Genomic DNA, 16,940 nt, shown 5'->3' on the forward strand with positions numbered 1-16,940 from the left:
GCCGTCGACTTCGCCTCGATCGGACGGAGAACACATGACCTCCACCAGCAAGACCGACCGAGTCGTGCCCGGCCTCAACGTGCCCGCCCTCAGGGTCGAGGTGGAGAACACGATCGACAGCTTTCTGACAGCCCGGCGGGACATGAACGCCAGCCCGGAGTGGCGCGACGGGGTCGACGCCCTACGCGCCCTGGCACTCGCCGGGGGCAAGCGCACCCGACCGACGTTCTGCTGCCTGGGCTGGCGCGCGTTCGGCGGCGGTGACCACCCCGGCATCGTCGCGGCCGCCGCCGCGCTGGAACTGTTCCACCTCTTCGCCCTGGTGCACGACGACGTCATGGACGACAGCGACATCCGGCGCGGAAAACCGACACTGCACGTGACGATGGCCGAGGCACACCGGCAGCTCGGCTGGCGCGGCAACCCGGAGCACTACGGCCGCAACGCGGCGATCCTCTGGGGTGACCTCTGCCTGACCTGGTCCGACGAGGCGTTCCACGGCTGCGGCCTGCCGCCGGAGCGGGTGTCGGCGGCGGCGGAGCTGCTCAACCTGATGCGCGTCGAGGTGCTGCTTGGACAATATCTCGACATCCGCGGCGAGGCCGTCCCGGCGGACCTGGCCGACTGCCTCACGATCCTGCTCTACAAGTCGGCGAAGTACACCGTGGAACGCCCACTGCAGATCGGCGCGATGCTGGCCGGCGCGGCCCGACCCGACGTGGAACGGCTTTCCCGCTTCGGCATCCCGATCGGCGAGGCGTTCCAGCTGCGCGACGACATCCTCGGCGTCTTCGGCGACGACGCGGTCACCGGCAAGTCGGTCCTGACCGACCTGCGTAGCGGAAAGTCCACCGTGCTCATGGCGCTGACCGGGGACCGGGCGGACGCAGCCCAGGCAGCCGAGATCGCCCAGTGGCACGGCAATCCAAGCCTCGGCGAGCGGGAAGCACAACGGCTACGGCACATCGTGCGGGAGACCGGCGCGTTGCGGACGGTCGAGGAGATGATCCGCACCCGTACCGACGAAGCGGTAGCGGCGCTCGACTCCCTGCCCATCGTCGGGGAGGCACGGGAGGCGCTGGCAGATCTGGCTCGAACGCTGTCGGTCCGGCGCAACTGACAGTCCGCCTTTCCACGCACGTCTCATGACCGGGAGGGACGGGAATGACCGTTCACGACACCCAGCGCACGGTGCTGGTGACCGGGGCCGCCGGTTTCATCGGGCGACACCTCGTCGAGCACCTGAGCAGCCAGGGTCGGCCGGTGATCGGCGTCGACCTGCGCGAGGCCCCGGCCTGGCCGGCGGATGCGGCTCCCGTCCGGCACATCGTCGCCGACCTGCGCACCACGAACATCCGTCCGCTGCTCGCCGGGGTCTCCTCGGTGGTTCATCTCGCCGCGTTGCCCGGCGTCCGGCCGTCGTGGGACCGCTTCGACGAGTACGTCGAATCCAACGTGCTCGCCACCCGCCGTCTCCTCGAGGCAGCCACGGAGACCGGCCTACGACGGCTGGCGATCGCCTCCTCGTCCAGCGTCTACGGCAACCAGGACGGGGCGATGACCGAAGACCAACCGCCCGCCCCCATCTCCCCCTACGCGGTCACCAAACTGGCCGCAGAGCATCTCGCCCTGGCCTACGCGGCTCGCCCCGGCTCCGTACTGACCACCATGGCCCTGCGCTTCTTCACGGTATACGGGCCACGGCAGCGGCCCGACATGCTGATCTCGCGGATCATCTCGGCGATCCAAGAGGGCCGGGAGATCCGGGTGTTTGGCGACGGTTCGCAGCGCCGCGACTTTGTCTTCGTCAAGGACGCGGTGCGCGCGGTGACGGCAGCTCTCGACGCGCCCGGCCCGAGCCGCGTGTGCAACGTCGGCACCGGCGAGCAGATCTCGGTCGTCGAGATCATCGCCCTGATCAGTGAGCTGATGGGCCGCCCGGCGACAGTCCGGGCCGAACCCCACCGGGCCGGCGACGTGGTGTCCACGCGCGCCGACACCACCCGCACCGCCAGGGCACTCGGATTCCGCGCGTCGGTCTCCCTTCGAAAGGGACTCCAGGAGCACATCAACGCGGCGCGGAGCGACCCGATGCCCGTCGGCGCCTGATGGACCGCCGCCCCGCGCTGACCGTGGTCGTGCCGCACTTCCGCGGCGCCACGTACCTGCCGGAGTCGGTCACCTCCATACCCGGCAGACGTATCGGGACCTGCGGCTCGTGGTCGCGGACGATCACTCGCCGGATGACGACTCAATCACCGTGCTAGCACCGTGGAAGGGCGGGCCGCGCAGCTCGCCCCCCCCCTGCGGGCGTCGCGCAACGTGGGGCCGCTGCGGCCGAGGAACGCCGTGATCCGGTCGGTGTCCACGCCGCGCGTCAGGCTCGCTGGTACGGCGTGGCCGCCCGGACCCGCATGTGCTTGCGCCGCCGTAGCCGCACGCTGGCCAGCACCGCCGTGACCAGGACCAAGCCAGCGCAGTACAGGGCGCCGTGCAGCAGACCCTCGCGCAGGTACTCCGGGTCGCCGTCGCCGAGGCCGTAGGCCCCCACCTGCTGAGTCGACCAGAACGGCAGGGCCTTGGCGAGCTTCTGCCCCGGGTCGACGAGGAACTGCAACCCGGTGATCGAGATCAGGACGAGCGTGCCCTCCAGATCGTGCGGAGCCGCGGCGCTGATCAGTAGGCCCAGCGGAGCGGCGACCACGACCGTAAGCCCGAGCTCGATGGCGACGGCGCCCGGCCGCTGCAAATTGTTCTGGTCGACAAAGATGAGCACCCAGTACACCGCAGCGAGCGCGGCACCCAGGGTCAGTAGCGCGGTGAGCGTGCCGAGGTAGAGGTGCGCCGGCTGATAGCCGAGTTGGCGTAGGCGCCGTTCCACCGCCTTTGTGGTGTTGCTCAGGAACAACCCGGCCGTGCTCACGGCCCAGGCCAGGCCCAGACCGGCGAAGCGAATCGCCTTCTCCGGATTGCCGTCGTGGCGGGCCATGTAGAACAGCAGTGGAACGAACGCGAGCAGCGCGAGGGCGACCCGCCGCCGGGCGAGGTCCCGGCCCATCATCTCCGCAATGGTGAAAAGCTTGGTCATGACTCGGCCTCCGCCTTCGCTCCGAGGTCGAGCACGGCGTCGACCCGATCGAGTGAATTCAACATGTGCGTGATGACAAGCGTCGACTTTCCGGCGTCACGGCGCTGTAGCACCCAGTCCCAGAAGTCGATGTAGCTGCCCCGGTCGAAACCTTGATAGGGCTCGTCGAGCAGCAGGATATCGGGGTCAGGCAGCGCGGAGAGAATGAGGTTGAGCTTCTGCTGGGTGCCGCCGGACAGGTGCCGGGCCTGTGTCGCCATGCCGCCGTCCCAGGCCAGGCTCTTCGCGAGCCGTCGGCCGGTCGCCTGGGCTTCATCCCGGCTCATCCCATGCCCGGCGCCGAACATCGCGAAGTGCTCGTCGGCGGTGAGAAAACCCATCAGCCCTGCCTGCTGGGGGCAGTAGGCCATGCTCTTGTCGACTTCGACCACGCCGCTGGACGGGCTGACCAGACCCGCGCAGATCTTCATGAGCGTCGACTTGCCGCAGCCGTTGGCGCCGATGATGGCGACCACCTCGCCGGCGTGCACGATGAGCTCGACGCCCTTCAGGACGTGATTCTTGCCGTACCGCTTGTGAATGTTCGAGGCATGGAGTCGAATTGGTGTCGACGAGTTGCCCGCCGCTGGACCGGGCCTGGTGGCGGTCACTTCCGAGGCGCTGTCACTCAAATCCATAGGTGCACCCTAGTGCACCATCACGGCCCGCAGGGGGACGATCACTGGATCAACGTGTCGTTCCCCGCAGCGTCACTTCGCGCTGGCTGGCCGGTCCTGCAGATCAGGTCGAGGCAAGCAGCGACCTTGCGCTTCTACGATTGGCCCGCCAAGGGTTGCTTATGTCGTTATTCCGACCTGGACGAGTGATTCCTAACTGATGTTGGGCGGCGTGTCGGGTTGAGAGTGATAAGACAGGAGGGTATCGGTGGTCGCTCGTGACTGGACCTCGACACCCTCTTGACCGCACTGTACGTGCTGATCGACGACCACGTCATCCCGGCAGGCCGGCGTCGACCAGGGCGACCGAAGTGGCTCTCGGACGCCGAGTTGGTGTGCCTGGCCGTGGCGCAGGTGCTGGCAACGCCCTCGGGCAGCCGGGCCTTGGCCAATCGTTCTGCCGGCGGCTGGCGTCGCGGCCGTCCGGGTTCTGGGTCGGCACGATGATGGTGACCAGGTTGTCGTTGCGCTGCCGCACGTCGCAGGACAGGCCGGCGGCCAGCTCGTACAGGGTCTTGAGGGCGGCGTCGGTGCCGCTCTTCTCGCCACCGTGGACGTTGGCCGCGACCCAGGCGATGGCCGCGGTGTCGGCCGCGATCCGGTCGGCCTCCTTCGGCTTGGTGCGACGCGGGTCCCGCAGGTCGCGGATGTCGTCGGCGATCTTCCGCAGCGCCTCCGGGCGCACATGGCGCGAGTCGGACACGACGGCGTACGGCAGCGGCTGGCCGAGCACGCTGGTGCTCATGACGCCGGTGACCACCCGGTCGGAGGCAACGTCCACGGCGTCCAGGTAGCCGCGCACCTCGGCGTTGGTGACCACGCGCTGCTGGCCGGTGCCGAGGGGGAAACCGAGGAACGTCTCGGGGCTCGGCACGGTTGCCAGCCGGGCCGTCGGGTCGGTGTCGCACGCCGCCGCGTCGGGCGTTTCGGCGCTTGCCGGGGTGGCGGCGAGCACCCCCGCGGTGCCGAGCAACAGGACGGTAGCGGCGGTGCTCGCCAGCCGCCGCGCGGGCGCCGCCCGCAACGGGTACGTCGATGGTCGCATGTGCCGGTTTCCCGTCCGGGATATCGATCGAGGCGAATCGGAGCCTGTGGGCTGCGGTTTCGCCGGGCAAGGCTCGGTTTCCGCAGGTCCTCGTACGGCGTGACGCCCCGGTGCCGCGGGAGGCGGCACCGGGGCGTCACGGCGGGCGTCAGACGGTGCCGCAGTAGAGCAGCCGGTTGGGCGAGCCGGTGCCCGGGTTGCCGACCACGCCGGTGGTGGCGTTGGCGACGAGGTGGGCGATCACCTGGCTGGGCGTCCAGGTCGGATGCGCCGAGAGCACCATCGCGACGCAGCCGGCGACGTGGGCGGCGGCCATCGACGTGCCGCTGATCGTGTTGGTGGCGGTGTCGCTCGTGTGCCAGGTCGAGGTGATGCCCTGGCCCGGGGCAAACAGGTCCAGGCAGGTGCCGTAGTTGCCGGAGCCCATCCGGGCGTCGGTCGACGTGGTGCCGGCCACGGTGACCGCGGCCGGAACCCGTGCGGGGGAGAAGTTGCAGGCGTTGCTGTTCGAGCTGCCCGCGACGACGACCCAGGTGATGCCGGAGTTGATCGAGTTGGTGATCGCCGCGTCGAGCGTCGCGCTGGCGCCGCCGCCGACGCCCGTGAGGGCCACCGCCGGCTTGACCGCGTTCCGGGTCACCCAGTCCACCCCGGCGATGACCTGGGCGTAGCTGCCGCTGCCGAGGCAGTCGAGCACCCGCACCGGGACGAGCCGGACGTCCTTGGCCACGCCGTGGAGGTGACCGCCGACGGTGCCGGCGAGGTGGGTGCCGTGGCCGTTGCAGTCGGCGGCGGGCAGGGCGCCGTCGACGGCGTCGTACCCCCCGCTGACCGAGCCCTGGAAGTCGGTGTGGGTGGCCCGGATGCCGGTGTCGACGACGTACGCGCGCACGTCGGGCGCGGTGTTGGGGTACGCGTACCGCTGGTCCAGCGGCAGGAAGCGCTGGTCGATGCGGTCCAGGCCCCAGGACGGCGGGTCGAGCTGCACGCCGGCGGCCAGCGGCGCCAGGTGGTTCTGCTCGACGTACGCCACGGCGGGGTCGGCGGCCAGCCGCCGGGCGGCCGGCTCGGGCAGCCGGGCCTCGAAGCCCCGGATGGCGGCGTCGTAGACGTGGCCGCGGGTGCCGCCGAACCTGCCGGTGAGGCGGTCGGCCGCGGCGGCCACCGAGGCGGCCGTCGGGCCGTCGCGCAGCACCACGATGTAGCTGCCCGGCACGGCGGTGGGGCCGCCGGCGTGCCGGATCTGACCCGACGCGGCGGCCGGGAGCGGGCCGGTTGCCAGGCCGACGCCGACGGTCAGGGCGGCGCCGAGGACGAGCGCCAGCGTCCGCCGGCGCCGGATACCAGGAGCGAGCATGTTCCGGTCCTTTCCAACGGGACCGGCCCCGGGGGCGAGAGCGCCCCGGGGCCGGCCGGTCGTCATCGGATCAGAGTGCGGGGGAGCGGTACAGCAGGCGGTTCGGCGAGCCGGCGCCGGGGTTGGTCACCAGGTTCAGGGTGGCGGTGCTGGTCAGGTGGGAGGCCACCGTGGCCGGGCTCCAGGACGGGTTGCTCTGGAGCACGCGGGCGATCACCCCGGCCACGTGCGGGGACGCCATCGAGGTGCCGCTGATGGTGTTGCTGGCGGTGTCGCTGGTGTACCAGGCCGACAGGACGTTCACGCCGGGGGCGAAGATGTCCAGGCAGGTGCCGTAGTTCGACCAGCTGGCCCGGGCGTCGACGCTGTCCGTCGCGCCGACGGTGACCGCCGTCGCGACGGAGGCCGGCGAGTAGTTGCATGCGTTCGCGCCGGAGTTGCCGGCGGCGATCGCGTAGCTGACGCCGTCGGCGATCGAGTTGGCCACAGCGGCGTTCACGGAGGCGTCGAAGCCGCCGCCGAGGCTCATGTTCGCCACCGCCGGCACGCCGGCCGCGTGGTGGGACGTCACCCAGTTGACGCCGGCGATGACGCCCGCGTAGGTGCCGCTACCGTTGCAGTCGAGCACGCGCACGGCGATCAGCCGGACACCCTTGGCGACGCCGTACGTCGAGCCGCCGACGGTGCCGGCGACGTGGGTGCCGTGCCCGTTGCAGTCGGCGGCCGGCAGGGCGCCGTCGACCGCGTCGTAGCCGTCGACGGCCCGGCCGCCGAACTGGCTGTGCGTGGTGCGGATGCCGGTGTCGATGATGTACGCGGTGACGCCGCTGCCCGTGGTCGTGTAGTTGTAGGTGGCCGACAGCGGTCGGTTCGGTTGGTCGATCCGGTCCAGGCCCCACGGCGGGTTGGTCTGGGTCGCGGTCGCCTGCACGGTCTGGTTCTGCGCGACGTAGGCCACGGACGGGTCGGCGGCGAGCCGCTTGGCCGCCCGCTCCGGCAGCCGCGCCTCGAAGCCGTTGAGCGCCGCGCCGTACACGTGGCCGAGGGTGGCGCCGTAGCGGCCGGCGAGGCTCCTGGCCGAGCTGGCCACGGCGGCCTCCTGGGTGCCCGCCCGACCGCCGACGGCGCTGTCCTTGAGCACCACGATGTAGCTGCCCTGGACCGCGGTGGCGCTGTTCGCGTTCAGGATCCCACCGGTGGCCGGGGCCGCGCTGGCCGGGCCGCCGACCATGGCGGCGGCCATGGCCGAGGCGGTGAAGACGCCGAAGGCGGCAAGCCGGCGGCGGTTGGTGTGGGGGAGTGTCATCTCCCGGTCCTCCCTTGCTCTGGCCGCTCCCGCGGGGTTGCGGTCCCTTGGGGAGACGGTCCGAACCATTGCGACGGAGCCTACAAGTTGCATCCATGGCGATGGATATATCAAAGGATCCATAACACGGCGCTATGGCCGGTCGCCCCGACGGCGGTTGACCTGGAGTCCACTCCAGCTCCTAGCGCCCGTCGACCTGACCAGCGGCCGGCCCGCGCTGACGCCAGCCCGCTTCGACCCGGCGATCCCCGGCAACGCCGCCAAGCTCGACGCCGTCGAGCGGCTGCTCGACGTCGCCGGGCAGGTCGGCTGCACGCTGCCGGAGCTCGCGCTCGCGTTCACCACCGCGCACCCGGCCGTCACCTCAACGATCATCGGCCCGCGCACCATGGAGTAGCTGGAGGTCCTGCTCGCGGGCGCGGTCAGCCTGGACGACGCCGCTCCCGACCAGATCGACGAGATCGTGCCGCCCGGCACCAACCTCTACCCCCCGGACGCCGAGTGACGCCCGCCCGCCCTCGCGTCCGCCACCCGCCGGCGCCGGGCGGTCGACGACCGGGCCGCCGCCTGAGCGGCGCCGGCTCGGGTCGTTCCCCGTCCGTTCGCCGCCGCAGCTCACCTACGCCGCCGGGCGGGGAAACCGTGTCGTACGGGCAGTGCAGGTGCGGGGGCGCCGTCCGGGGTAGGATTCTCCGGTCGGCCCGGCGGAGCCCGCCCGCTCGCCACAATCAGGGCATGGACACCGAGTCGGCCGACACCGGCGCGCGGCGGCGCCCCGACGGCGACCGGCGCCGGGACCGGACGTTGCAGCGGACCATCAACTTCACCGACGCCGCGGTGGCGATCGCCCTGACCGCGCTGGTGCTTCCGCTGGTCGACTTCGCCGACGCCAGCAGCGCCCGGCAGTCGGTGGCCGATCTGGTCGTCCAGCACCTGGGCGACATTCTCTCCTTCGCGGTGTCGTTCCTGGCCATCGCGCTGTTCTGGCGTACCCACCGGCAGTTGCACGAGCGGCTCGCCGACTACGACGAGCCGCTGCTGCTGCTGAACACCGTGTGGCTGCTGGCGGTGGTCTTCCTGCCGTTCCCGACCGCGCGGCTGTTCGTCGAGACCCGGCTGCGCGCCGACTCCGCCGTCTTCTACCTCGGCAACATGTTCGCCATCAGCCTGGTCGCGCTCGCCCAGGCCTGGTGGGTCCGCCGCCGCCCCGAGCTGCGCGTGTCGAGGGACCCGCGGGCGTCCCCGGCGCTGCTGCCGCCGGCGGCCCTGTCGGCGGCGTTGGCCGTCGCGGCCCTGATCGCGGTCGCCTCGCCGGGTGGTGGACTGCTGCTGCTCGCCCTCGTGCCGGTGGTGCACTTCGCGGTCGCCCGCGTCGGCAGGCCGGCCCGGCGGTGAGCGACAACTCCCGCCCGGCGGCGGTGGCGGACGAGGTGTGCCGCCGGCAGCGGCGGGTACCCGGCGGGCCGGAACGGGGAGGGGCGTATGACGCACGAGGCACCGGACTACTTCCGGCCCGAGGGTGGCTTCGTGCTCACCCACCTGCTGATCGTCAGGGACGTGGACCGGTCCCGCGAGTTCTACCGGACCGTGCTGGGCGCCGCGGTGCTGCGCGAGCGCCAGCCGGCGATCCTGCGGTTCCACAACAGCTACATCGTGATCAACACCGAGGGTGGTCCCACCGACGACAAACCGACCGTACGGGCTCAGGCCCCGTCGGATCCGGACACGCTCAGCTGCGCGATGAACATTCGGGTCAGCGACGTGCGGGCCGTCTACGAGCAGTGGCGCTCCCGCGGCGGGCAGTTCCTGACCGAGCCGAAGGACCACGGCGTCGAGATCCGCTGCTACCTGCGGGACCCGGACGGCTACCTGATAGAGCTCGGTCAGGGGACGGGCATCCTCGCCGAGATGGGGCCCGCCGCCCCCGGCTGACCGGCCGGCCCACCAGCCGCCAATACATAGAGCATCATCAACGTTTAGTGTGTCCGCTCATCCGAGACCTGGTGAGGGACATATGCCTCGACTGTCGAAGCGCCTGGCCGCCGCGCTCGCCGCCGGGGGGCTCCTGGCCCCGCTGGCCGGCAACCGCCGCCCAGGCCGGCCCGGTGGTGCCCCGGCACGCCATCCCGGGTGCCTTCGGCTTCGCCGTGCGCGGTGCGGGCGGCGGCCCAGAACGCGTCGTGCACCGCCGTGAACGACCCCTCGGCGCGGGCCTGCGCCAGCGCCGTGGATCCGGCCGGTGCGCCGGGTTTGACCAGCAGGATTTCCAGGTAGTGGTCCAGGTCGTCGCGGTAGTCGTAGCGGCGCGACAGCCGCGGATGGCGGGCGACGACCTGCCGGCCGTCGAACACGAGGATCTCGTTGGCGCGCAGGCTGACCCGGACCTTGCGGTCGATGAACCGTGGAAGCGCACGTCGTCGCCGCGGAGCAGCAGGACGACCCAGCCGGTGCTGGCGACGAGGCCGAGCCAGAGCAGGCCGGCGGTGACCAGCCCGGCCCGGTGCCGCAGGTCAGCACCCCGAGCAGTTCGTCGCCGGCCCGGCTGGCCCAGGCCGCCAGGGCGAGGCCGGCGACGCCCACGAGCGCCGCCAGGAGCAGCCAGAGCACCCGGGACGGGGTGGCGGTGTCGCCGAGCCTGGCCAGCGCGCCGTGCAGCGACTGGTTGAACACCCACCGGGGGTCGGCGTTGATCCGTCCGGTCTCGACGGCCGCGCCGGACCAGAACCGCGCCGAGTCGGCGGGGTGCCACGCGTACCCGGCGGCGATGGTGGCGCCCGGCCGTCGCCCAGTTCGGCGAGTTGGGCGACCCGTACCGGGAGGCGGTCAGCCTGACCTGGCTGGGCGACACGCACCGCGCGGCGGGGGAGCCGGACGCGGCGCGGCTGGCCTGGCGGCGGGCGCTACCCGCGCTGGACCGGCTCGACCCCTCCCGGGCCGAACAGGTGCGGGCCCGGTTGCGCGGGCTGGAGAGCAGGGAACTGGTGGCGGTGGGCGGCGGGCCGCCGTGTCCCGCGGGCGGCGGCTGGCCCGGCGCACCCGCCGAGGGCGACCAGGGGTGACCGTCTGCTACCGGTGGGGCTCCGCCTCGACGAGCCGGGCGAGGTTCGCCAGGGCCATCCGGGTGCCCGTCTCGTTGTCGGCGGCGGGGATGGCGTCGGGGACGCCCTTGTGCACGATGAGCACGTCGGTGCCGCCGCCGGCGTCGGTCAGGGTGGTGGTCATGGTCATCACGGTGCGCAGGGCGGGGTCGTCGGTCTCGAACTCCAGCTCCTCGACCACCTGCTCGTCCGGCACCAGCTTCAGGAACCGGCCGTGGTAGGTGTCGGTGTGCGCTGTCGACTTGCCGGTGCCGTCCGGCGTGTCGTAGGTGAGGGAGACCCGGAACGAGCCGCCCTCGCGGGGGTCGAACTCGTGCACCCGGCCGCTCATGCCGGCCGGCGTCCGCCACCGGGCGATCGCGTCGGCGTCGAGCAGCGCCCGGTAGACCAGGCGGCGGGGAGCGCGGACGTGGCGGAAGACCTGCGTCGAGTACATGCGCAGACGCTACTCCGCCCGCCGCTCTCTTCGACTCCGCCCGCCGCTCTCTTCGACGATCAAGAGAAATGTGTCGGAGTCGATCTCGCGGAGGACGCAAACCTCTTGGTCACCGAGGAGCGGCGGCGGGCGGCGCCGCGTGCCGGGCCTCGTGGACATGGTCGGGGGATTTCGGGGTACGCAGCGGCGCCGACACGAGCCGAGGGGAGGCGCGATGGGCGACGCCGCCGCACAGCAGCCCGGTGCTCCCGGGAGACCGGGCAGTCCCACCGACCGGCTGGCGCAGGACGTGGCCGCGGTGGTGCGCGAGGAGGTGCGTGCGGTGCGCGCGCAGCTGACCGACGCCGCGCGCCCCGCCGGGCTCGCCTTCCTGCTCCTGGCCGCCGCCGGCGGGTGCGCGGTGCTGGGCGTCGGGGCGGCCTCGACGACCGTGCTCCGCGGGCTGGAGGCGTTCCTGCCGAGGCGGCTGGCCGCGGCGGGACTGACCGCCGGGTACGTCGCCGCCGCCGTGTTCCTCGGCGGCATGGGCCTGGACCGGCTGCGCGCCGCGGGAGGAAGCTCGGCCCGGCTGGCCGACCAGGTCAGCGCCGCGGTCTCCGACACCGCGAACCGGGTGCTTCCCGCCGGCTCGGCCGCGGCCCGCGACGCGCTGAGGCGCTGATCCACGTCCGCGACGGCCACCTCGCCGTCCCGCGGGAACGCCACGTCCCTGGGGTGCTCAGGGCCCGCCGCCGACATCGGGATCCGAACATGGGCTTTGGCTTCGGCCTGGCGATCCTTGCCGCGTTGTGCAGTGCCACCGCCGCCATTCTGCAGTCCATCGGTGCGCGTCGGATCGCGGCGACCAGACACGTGGACCCCAGGATGTTCGTGCGGTTGGTGCGGAACGTCCCGTACGCCGCTGGGCTGGCGCTGGACGGCGTGACCTCCGTCCTCACCTTCACCGCGCTGCGGACCCTGCCGGTCTTCGTCGTGCAGGCGGTGGTGGCGGCGAACCTGAGCATCGTCGCGCTCGTCGCCATGGTGGCGCTGCGCGTCCGTCTGGACGCCCGGGACTGGGTGGCGATCGGCGGGGTCGTCGCCGGCCTGGTGCTGCTGTTGCTGTCCGCCGCCGCCGGGCCGCCGGTCGCGGTGCCGGCCGCGGCCGGTTGGGGGCTGCTCGGTGAGGTGCTCGCGCTCGCCTTCGTGGCGTACCTGGCAAGCCCCCGGATGCGTCGCGCCGGCGTGCCGGGGGTGCTGGCCGGGCTGTCGTTCGGTTCCGCGGCCCTCGGCGCCCGGCTCATCGGCCGGGCGGACTCGTTGAGCGCCGTGACCACGAGTCCGGCCACCCACGCGATCGTGCTGGCCGGCTTCGTCGGACTGCTGCTCTACGCCGCCGCGCTGCAACGCGGGACGGTCACCGTCGCCTCCGCGTCGTCCACGGTCGGACAGACCGTGGTGCCGGCGGCGGTCGGCTGGCTGCTGCTCGGCGACCGCGTGCGGCCCGGCTTCGCGCCGGTGGCGGTGCTGGGCTTCCTGCTCGCCGTCGCCGGCGCGGTGGCGCTCGCCCGGCACGCCCAGCCGCACACCCACCCGACCGCGTGCGCCCAGGAGCGCGGATAACGTACGCGCCGCAGCGACAGCAGGGTCGAACGGTCGCGGACCGGCACGAGGAGCCTCGGTGTGCCGGACGAGGCGACGTAGGGATCGTCGCCGGTGGCGGAGTCCCGCGGCCGGACGCCGAGCGCCGCGAGGATGCCACCGAGCCCTGCGGAGCGCTCCGACGAGCTCGCCTGGTCGATCCTCGAACCGCTCACCGGGCGCCGCCGGGAACGGCTCGTCGCGGCGATGGCGGAGGTCGAGCGGCTGCTGATGGCGTCGATGGTGCTCATCGCCCCGTGCCCGCCCGGCGACCCGCGGGCCCGGGCGTGCGTCCGCGCCTACGCACGGGACGTCGCCCGGCGCTTCGACGGCGGGTTCGACCCGGCCCTGAGCAGGCCGGTGCGCGACGAGGAACTCGTCCCGCCCGCAGGGGTGTTCCTGCTCGCCACCCTCAACGCCGCCCCCGTCGGCTGCGGCGCGGTAAAGCTTCACCCGGGCGCACCCGCCGAGATCAAGCGTGTCTGGGTGTCCGACACGGTACGCGGGCTCGGGATCGGCCGGCGGATGCTGGCCGAGCTGGAGCGGCACGCGGCCGAGCGCGGCTGGAGTGCCGTCCGGTTGGACACCAACCGCAACCTCACGGAGGCGATCGCGCTGTACCGGTCGGCCGGCTACCGAGAGATCGAGCCGTACAACAGCGAGCACTACGCCCAGCACTGGTTCGAGAAGCGCCTGACGCCGTGACCGCAGGCTCCGGCGACTTCCGGAAGGCATCCGGCCGGCGGGTCGATCCGGCGTGCCGGCCGGGGGCGACCGGGCCGGGTGCCGAAATTGCTGTGGCGGACAGCACCGAGGGGCTGTGAGACTCGTCCCGGCGCCGGGGCCCGCCCGCGTCGCGGGGAAAGGGACCGGCATGGGAGTCCTCGTACCGTCCGAGACGGCGACGTTGCTGCGACAGGCCGAGCGGGTGGTGATCTTCACCGGCGCGGGCATCTCGGCCGAGAGCGGCGTGCCGACCTTCCGCGACGCCCTCACCGGCCTGTGGGAACGCTTCGACGCCGCGGCGCTCGCCACGCCGGAGGCGTTCCAGGACGACCCCGCCCTGGTCTGGGGCTGGTACGAGTGGCGACGCAGCGCGGTCCAGCGGGTCCGGCCGAACGCGGGGCACGAGGCCGTGGCCGCGATCGAGGCTCGGGTCCCGAGCAGCGTCGTCGTCACCCAGAACGTCGACGACCTGCACGAACGCGCCGGATCTCCCGCGCCGCTGCATTTGCACGGCAGCCTGTTCGCGCCCCGCTGCTCGGCCTGCGCCCATCCGGCTCCCCTGCCCGACGGGCCGGCGGAGGAGCCGGCCGACGGCCGGCGGGTGCCGCCGCCGGGGTGCGCGCGCTGCTCGGCTCCCCTGCGGCCGGGCGTGGTGTGGTTCGGCGAGGCGTTGCCGGAGGCGGTGTTCGAGTCCGCCGTCGAGGCCGCGTCCTCCTGTGACCTGCTGCTGACGGTCGGCACCTCCGGCCTGGTGTACCCCGCCGCGGAGATCCCGCGCGTGGCCGCCCGCTTCGGAGCCGCGGTCATCCAGGTCAACCCGCAGGAGACGCCGCTCGATCCGGTCGCCGACGTGAACCTGCGCGGGCCCGCCGCCCAGGTCCTGCCCGCCCTCGTCGAGGCCGCCTGGCGCTGACATTCGCCCCGCACGCTGTCGTCCCGCCCGGCCGCGCGAATGCGGCCTAACGGCTGATAATGACCATAAATCGGATAAGGTCGTCGATGTGGAGTCGCCCAGCTTGCGGGGATGTCGGCGTATCCGCTGGTAGCGGCCTGCCGGCAGCGAACACATGCGGGTCGGCGGTGTCTGACCGCCAGATGCCGCCGTCGTCGCATGTGCGCAGAGGTCGAGGAGCATACGTGGCCGAGTGGTGGCTGTGGTCGTACGTCATCCTGTGCGCCGCCGCCCTGCTGCTGTTCGTGCGATGGAGCCGCAACCCGAAGGGAATTCCCCAGTCCGAGTACCTGGTGGTGTTCGTCGTCCTGGGGTGGTCGGCGATCTGGCACGTCGTCGCGGCGCTCGACGCCGGCCGGACGAGGGCCGCAGACCCCATCATGGAATGGGCGCACTACGCCGACTGGATCGTCACCGCGCCGCTGCTGGCGTTCTCTCTCGTTCTCACGGCCACGCACGCCATCGCCGAGAAGCGGATAGGCCTGGTGACGGCGCTCATCGTGCCAACCATCCCGATGATCCTCGCGGGACCGGTCGCCGAGGCCATGAGGAGCCCTACGGCCCGGTTCGCCAGCTACGGAATCGGGATGGTCGCGCTCGGGCTCGTCCTGGGCCTGATCTGGGGGCCGCTACGGGCCGACGCCGAACGGCAGCCCGCCCCGATGGCCGCCCACTTCATCGTCGTGGCACTGCTGCTGTCCCTGCTCTGGCTCGCCTTCCCGCTGGTCTGGATCCTGGGGCCGCCCGGAGTCGAGATCCTCGACGAGGACACCAGTGCGATCCTCTTCGTCGTCCTGTCGGCCCTCATGAAGGTCGGCTGGAGCATCGTCGACGTGGGCCGGCTCCGCGCGATGTCCGACCGTGGCCAACTCGCGGTGGCGTGAACAGCCAGCCCATCGCACGGGGCGGGCTTCGGCTCGGCCCCCGGCAACAGCGGGCGACCCCGCCCGTTCGGCCGACCCGACGTCGCCCTGAGCGCCCCGCAGACCCGCGCCGGGCCGTGCTGCTCCGCGCCGATACCGTGGGCATCCTTGCGCTACTCGCCGTACTCGTCCCGTACCTGCTCACCCAGGCCGAGGCGGCGGCGTCCACGCCGATCCCGGCGCTGCTGGGGCTGGTGCTGGGGCTTCCACACGGCGCCGTCGACCACCTGGTTCCCGCCTGGCTCTCGACGGAGGCGCGGCGGTGGGGCCGACGCCTGAGCCTGCTACTCGGCTATGCCGCCATGGCCGGCACCGGGCTGCTGGCCTACCACGCCGCACCGGCCGCCGTCCTGCTGGGCTTCCTGGTCCTCGCCATCGCGCACTTCGGCGCCGGCGACGAGGCGTTCCGGGCCGAGCGGGACGGCCGGCGGAAGCGCCTACGCCCGCACGGCGTCCTCGCCTACGGCGCACCGCCGGTGGTCTTTCCCCTGGTGCTGTCGCGCGACCAGGTGGACGAACTGCTGGAGCGCGTCGCCGCCGGGTCCACCACGCCGCTCACCAGCGAGGTCCGCGCCGCCGCCCTGGTCCTCACGGTGTCGGCGATGGCCCTCACCGCCGTACAGCACGCGCGCGGTCGACGGGTACGCGACCTCGTCGAACTCGGGCTCCTCGCCGCCGTGTTCGCGATCGTCCCGCCCGCGCTGGCGTTCGGGGTCTACTTCGCGGCGTGGCATTCGCTCCGGCACATCGCGCGACTGCTCTGCGCCGACCCGGCGAACACCGCCTATCTGCGGGCCGGTCGGCTGGGCCCACCGCTACGACGATTCGCCCTGCACGCCGCGGCCCCCACCGCGGCCGTACTGGTCTCCTTCGCCCTGCTCGCCCACCACACCGGGACCGCGGGAGTCCTGCCCGCGGCATTCGCCCTCCTCGCCGCGCTCACCGTGCCGCACACCGTGGTCGTCGCCTGGCTGGACCGACGCGCCCGATGACGGGCCGAAGCGCAGCCAGCCCAGGAAGCGGCGGTGCAGGGTGCCGGCGTGGGCCCAGGTCAGGTCCTCGGCGGCCCTGGCGAACTGCGCCCCCATGTACAGGGCGAGGGAGATCGGCGCGTCCGCGAACTCCGCTTGCAGTTCCTGCCGTCTGGTCCGGCAGGGCCAGGGCGCGCCGCAGCCGCCGCAGCTCCAGACCGGCAGCACCGGGCCGTGGGTGGTCACGCCCGCACCCCCAGGTAGCGCGCCATGATCGTCCGCGCCTGCCGACTGGTTGCCCAGTCGACCTGCCAGCACGGGTACGGCACCAGCCGCGACCACCACGCCCGGCAGCCGACGCACATCCCGTCGAGCCCTCGGAGATGTACGGCGAGGATCGCCTGCTCCTGGTCGTCGTTCACCTGGCCTCCCCGTCCGGCCAGTGGCCGCGGTTGATCGGGATCCGGTGCCGGGCACGGCAGGGCAGGTCGGCGCCGCACCGGCAGATACGCCGCCACTTCCGCCAGCACCAGACCGGCCGGTGCCGTCGAGCGAGGGTCAGAGCGACCGCCAGGACGTACTCGTCGTAGGAGACGCGCCCGGCCGCCTCGCCGTTCTGGCCTGGGGCGAGGGCTCGTCGTTCTGCCCGAGTCGAACGGGGCACGGATTCCTCCTCGTGCCGCAGCTACCTGGAACGTGGAT

At 72.6% G+C, this 16,940-nt stretch carries 18 protein-coding genes and 4 pseudogenes; 13 read left to right on the forward strand and 9 right to left on the reverse strand.

Features of this window, described 5'->3' with window-relative positions:
- The first annotated feature begins 34 nt into the window (after positions 1-34).
- Positions 35-1,120, forward strand: a complete 1,086-nt coding sequence (locus JD77_RS23655; RefSeq protein WP_145776233.1) for a polyprenyl synthetase family protein — start codon at positions 35-37, stop codon at positions 1,118-1,120.
- Between the two features lie 44 nt (positions 1,121-1,164).
- Positions 1,165-2,109 carry an NAD-dependent epimerase/dehydratase family protein gene (locus JD77_RS23660; protein ID WP_211372642.1) on the forward strand — a complete coding sequence of 315 codons (945 nt, stop codon included), beginning with the start codon at positions 1,165-1,167 and terminating at the stop codon, positions 2,107-2,109.
- A 268-nt stretch (positions 2,110-2,377) separates the two neighbouring features.
- Here JD77_RS23660 and JD77_RS23665 read toward each other — a convergent pair whose 3' ends face one another.
- Both JD77_RS23665 and JD77_RS23670 read right to left on the reverse strand, forming a co-directional pair.
- Positions 2,378-3,088, reverse strand: coding sequence for a hypothetical protein (locus tag JD77_RS23665; protein WP_145776234.1), 711 nt, complete (start codon positions 3,086-3,088; stop codon positions 2,378-2,380).
- The gene (locus tag JD77_RS23670; protein ID WP_145776235.1) at positions 3,085-3,765 is read right to left on the reverse strand and encodes an ATP-binding cassette domain-containing protein; all 681 of its coding nucleotides are present in this window, start codon (positions 3,763-3,765) and stop codon (positions 3,085-3,087) included. Before JD77_RS23670 ends, JD77_RS23665 begins: the two co-directional genes overlap by 4 nt.
- Before the next feature lie 261 nt (positions 3,766-4,026).
- Here JD77_RS23670 and JD77_RS35610 point away from each other — a divergent pair.
- Positions 4,027-4,164 (forward strand): annotated as a pseudogene (locus JD77_RS35610) (IS982 family transposase); the annotation flags it as partial.
- A gap of 88 nt (positions 4,165-4,252) precedes the next feature.
- Here the strand turns inward: JD77_RS35610 and JD77_RS23680 are convergent.
- From JD77_RS23680 to JD77_RS23690, 3 genes and pseudogenes are all read right to left on the reverse strand, one after another.
- Positions 4,253-4,849, reverse strand: a pseudogene (locus JD77_RS23680) (M14 family zinc carboxypeptidase); the annotation flags it as partial.
- 148 nt (positions 4,850-4,997) lie between these two features.
- Positions 4,998-6,206, reverse strand: a complete 1,209-nt coding sequence (locus tag JD77_RS23685) for a S8 family peptidase (protein ID WP_145776237.1) — start codon at positions 6,204-6,206, stop codon at positions 4,998-5,000.
- A 70-nt stretch (positions 6,207-6,276) separates the two neighbouring features.
- Positions 6,277-7,512: a S8 family peptidase gene (locus JD77_RS23690; RefSeq protein WP_145776238.1), complete on the reverse strand. Its 1,236-nt coding sequence runs from the start codon at positions 7,510-7,512 to the stop codon at positions 6,277-6,279.
- A gap of 157 nt (positions 7,513-7,669) precedes the next feature.
- On the opposite strand from JD77_RS23690, the gene JD77_RS32450 reads away from it, so the two are divergent.
- From JD77_RS32450 to JD77_RS23705, 3 genes are all read left to right on the forward strand, one after another.
- Positions 7,670-7,909: an aldo-keto reductase family protein gene (locus tag JD77_RS32450; protein ID WP_170286522.1), complete on the forward strand. Its 240-nt coding sequence runs from the start codon at positions 7,670-7,672 to the stop codon at positions 7,907-7,909.
- 338 nt (positions 7,910-8,247) lie between these two features.
- Entirely contained in the window at positions 8,248-8,907 is a 660-nt protein-coding gene (locus JD77_RS23700) for a TMEM175 family protein (protein ID WP_145776239.1), read from the forward strand.
- A gap of 87 nt (positions 8,908-8,994) precedes the next feature.
- Positions 8,995-9,444 carry a VOC family protein gene (locus JD77_RS23705; RefSeq protein WP_145776240.1) on the forward strand — a complete coding sequence of 150 codons (450 nt, stop codon included), beginning with the start codon at positions 8,995-8,997 and terminating at the stop codon, positions 9,442-9,444.
- A 191-nt stretch (positions 9,445-9,635) separates the two neighbouring features.
- On the opposite strand, the pseudogene JD77_RS34005 reads toward JD77_RS23705, so the two are convergent.
- Together JD77_RS34005 and JD77_RS35615 are read right to left on the reverse strand one after the other, a co-directional pair.
- Positions 9,636-9,914 (reverse strand): annotated as a pseudogene (locus tag JD77_RS34005) (IS21 family transposase); the annotation flags it as partial.
- A 121-nt stretch (positions 9,915-10,035) separates the two neighbouring features.
- Positions 10,036-10,278, reverse strand: a pseudogene (locus JD77_RS35615) (glycosyltransferase 87 family protein); the annotation flags it as partial.
- Positions 10,279-10,310: 32 nt separating this feature from the next.
- Here JD77_RS35615 and JD77_RS23720 point away from each other — a divergent pair.
- Positions 10,311-10,571: a hypothetical protein gene (locus tag JD77_RS23720; protein WP_145776241.1), complete on the forward strand. Its 261-nt coding sequence runs from the start codon at positions 10,311-10,313 to the stop codon at positions 10,569-10,571.
- A gap of 7 nt (positions 10,572-10,578) precedes the next feature.
- On the opposite strand, the gene JD77_RS23725 is transcribed toward JD77_RS23720, so the two are convergent.
- A complete protein-coding gene (locus tag JD77_RS23725; RefSeq protein WP_145776242.1) occupies positions 10,579-11,046 on the reverse strand; it encodes an SRPBCC family protein in 468 nt (155 codons plus the stop codon).
- Between the two features lie 214 nt (positions 11,047-11,260).
- On the opposite strand from JD77_RS23725, the gene JD77_RS23730 reads away from it, so the two are divergent.
- From JD77_RS23730 to JD77_RS23755, 6 genes are all read left to right on the forward strand, one after another.
- Positions 11,261-11,707 carry a phage holin family protein gene (locus JD77_RS23730; protein ID WP_170286523.1) on the forward strand — a complete coding sequence of 149 codons (447 nt, stop codon included), beginning with the start codon at positions 11,261-11,263 and terminating at the stop codon, positions 11,705-11,707.
- 203 nt (positions 11,708-11,910) lie between these two features.
- Positions 11,911-12,648: a hypothetical protein gene (locus JD77_RS23735; protein ID WP_145776244.1), complete on the forward strand. Its 738-nt coding sequence runs from the start codon at positions 11,911-11,913 to the stop codon at positions 12,646-12,648.
- Between the two features lie 93 nt (positions 12,649-12,741).
- A complete protein-coding gene (locus JD77_RS23740; RefSeq protein WP_246140875.1) occupies positions 12,742-13,371 on the forward strand; it encodes a GNAT family N-acetyltransferase in 630 nt (209 codons plus the stop codon).
- 169 nt (positions 13,372-13,540) lie between these two features.
- Positions 13,541-14,305, forward strand: coding sequence for an SIR2 family NAD-dependent protein deacylase (locus tag JD77_RS23745; RefSeq protein WP_145776245.1), 765 nt, complete (start codon positions 13,541-13,543; stop codon positions 14,303-14,305).
- Between the two features lie 224 nt (positions 14,306-14,529).
- Entirely contained in the window at positions 14,530-15,228 is a 699-nt protein-coding gene (locus JD77_RS23750; RefSeq protein ID WP_170286524.1) for a bacteriorhodopsin, read from the forward strand.
- 137 nt (positions 15,229-15,365) lie between these two features.
- Positions 15,366-16,259 (forward strand): Brp/Blh family beta-carotene 15,15'-dioxygenase, encoded by an 894-nt coding sequence (locus JD77_RS23755; RefSeq protein WP_170286525.1) that lies wholly within the window; start codon positions 15,366-15,368, stop codon positions 16,257-16,259.
- Positions 16,260-16,480: 221 nt separating this feature from the next.
- On the opposite strand, the gene JD77_RS35230 is transcribed toward JD77_RS23755, so the two are convergent.
- Positions 16,481-16,906 (reverse strand): hypothetical protein, encoded by a 426-nt coding sequence (locus JD77_RS35230; RefSeq protein WP_387229065.1) that lies wholly within the window; start codon positions 16,904-16,906, stop codon positions 16,481-16,483.
- Between the last annotated feature and the right edge of the window lie 34 nt (positions 16,907-16,940).

The organism is Micromonospora olivasterospora (genome assembly GCF_007830265.1).
GTDB lineage: Bacteria > Actinomycetota > Actinomycetes > Mycobacteriales > Micromonosporaceae > Micromonospora > Micromonospora olivasterospora.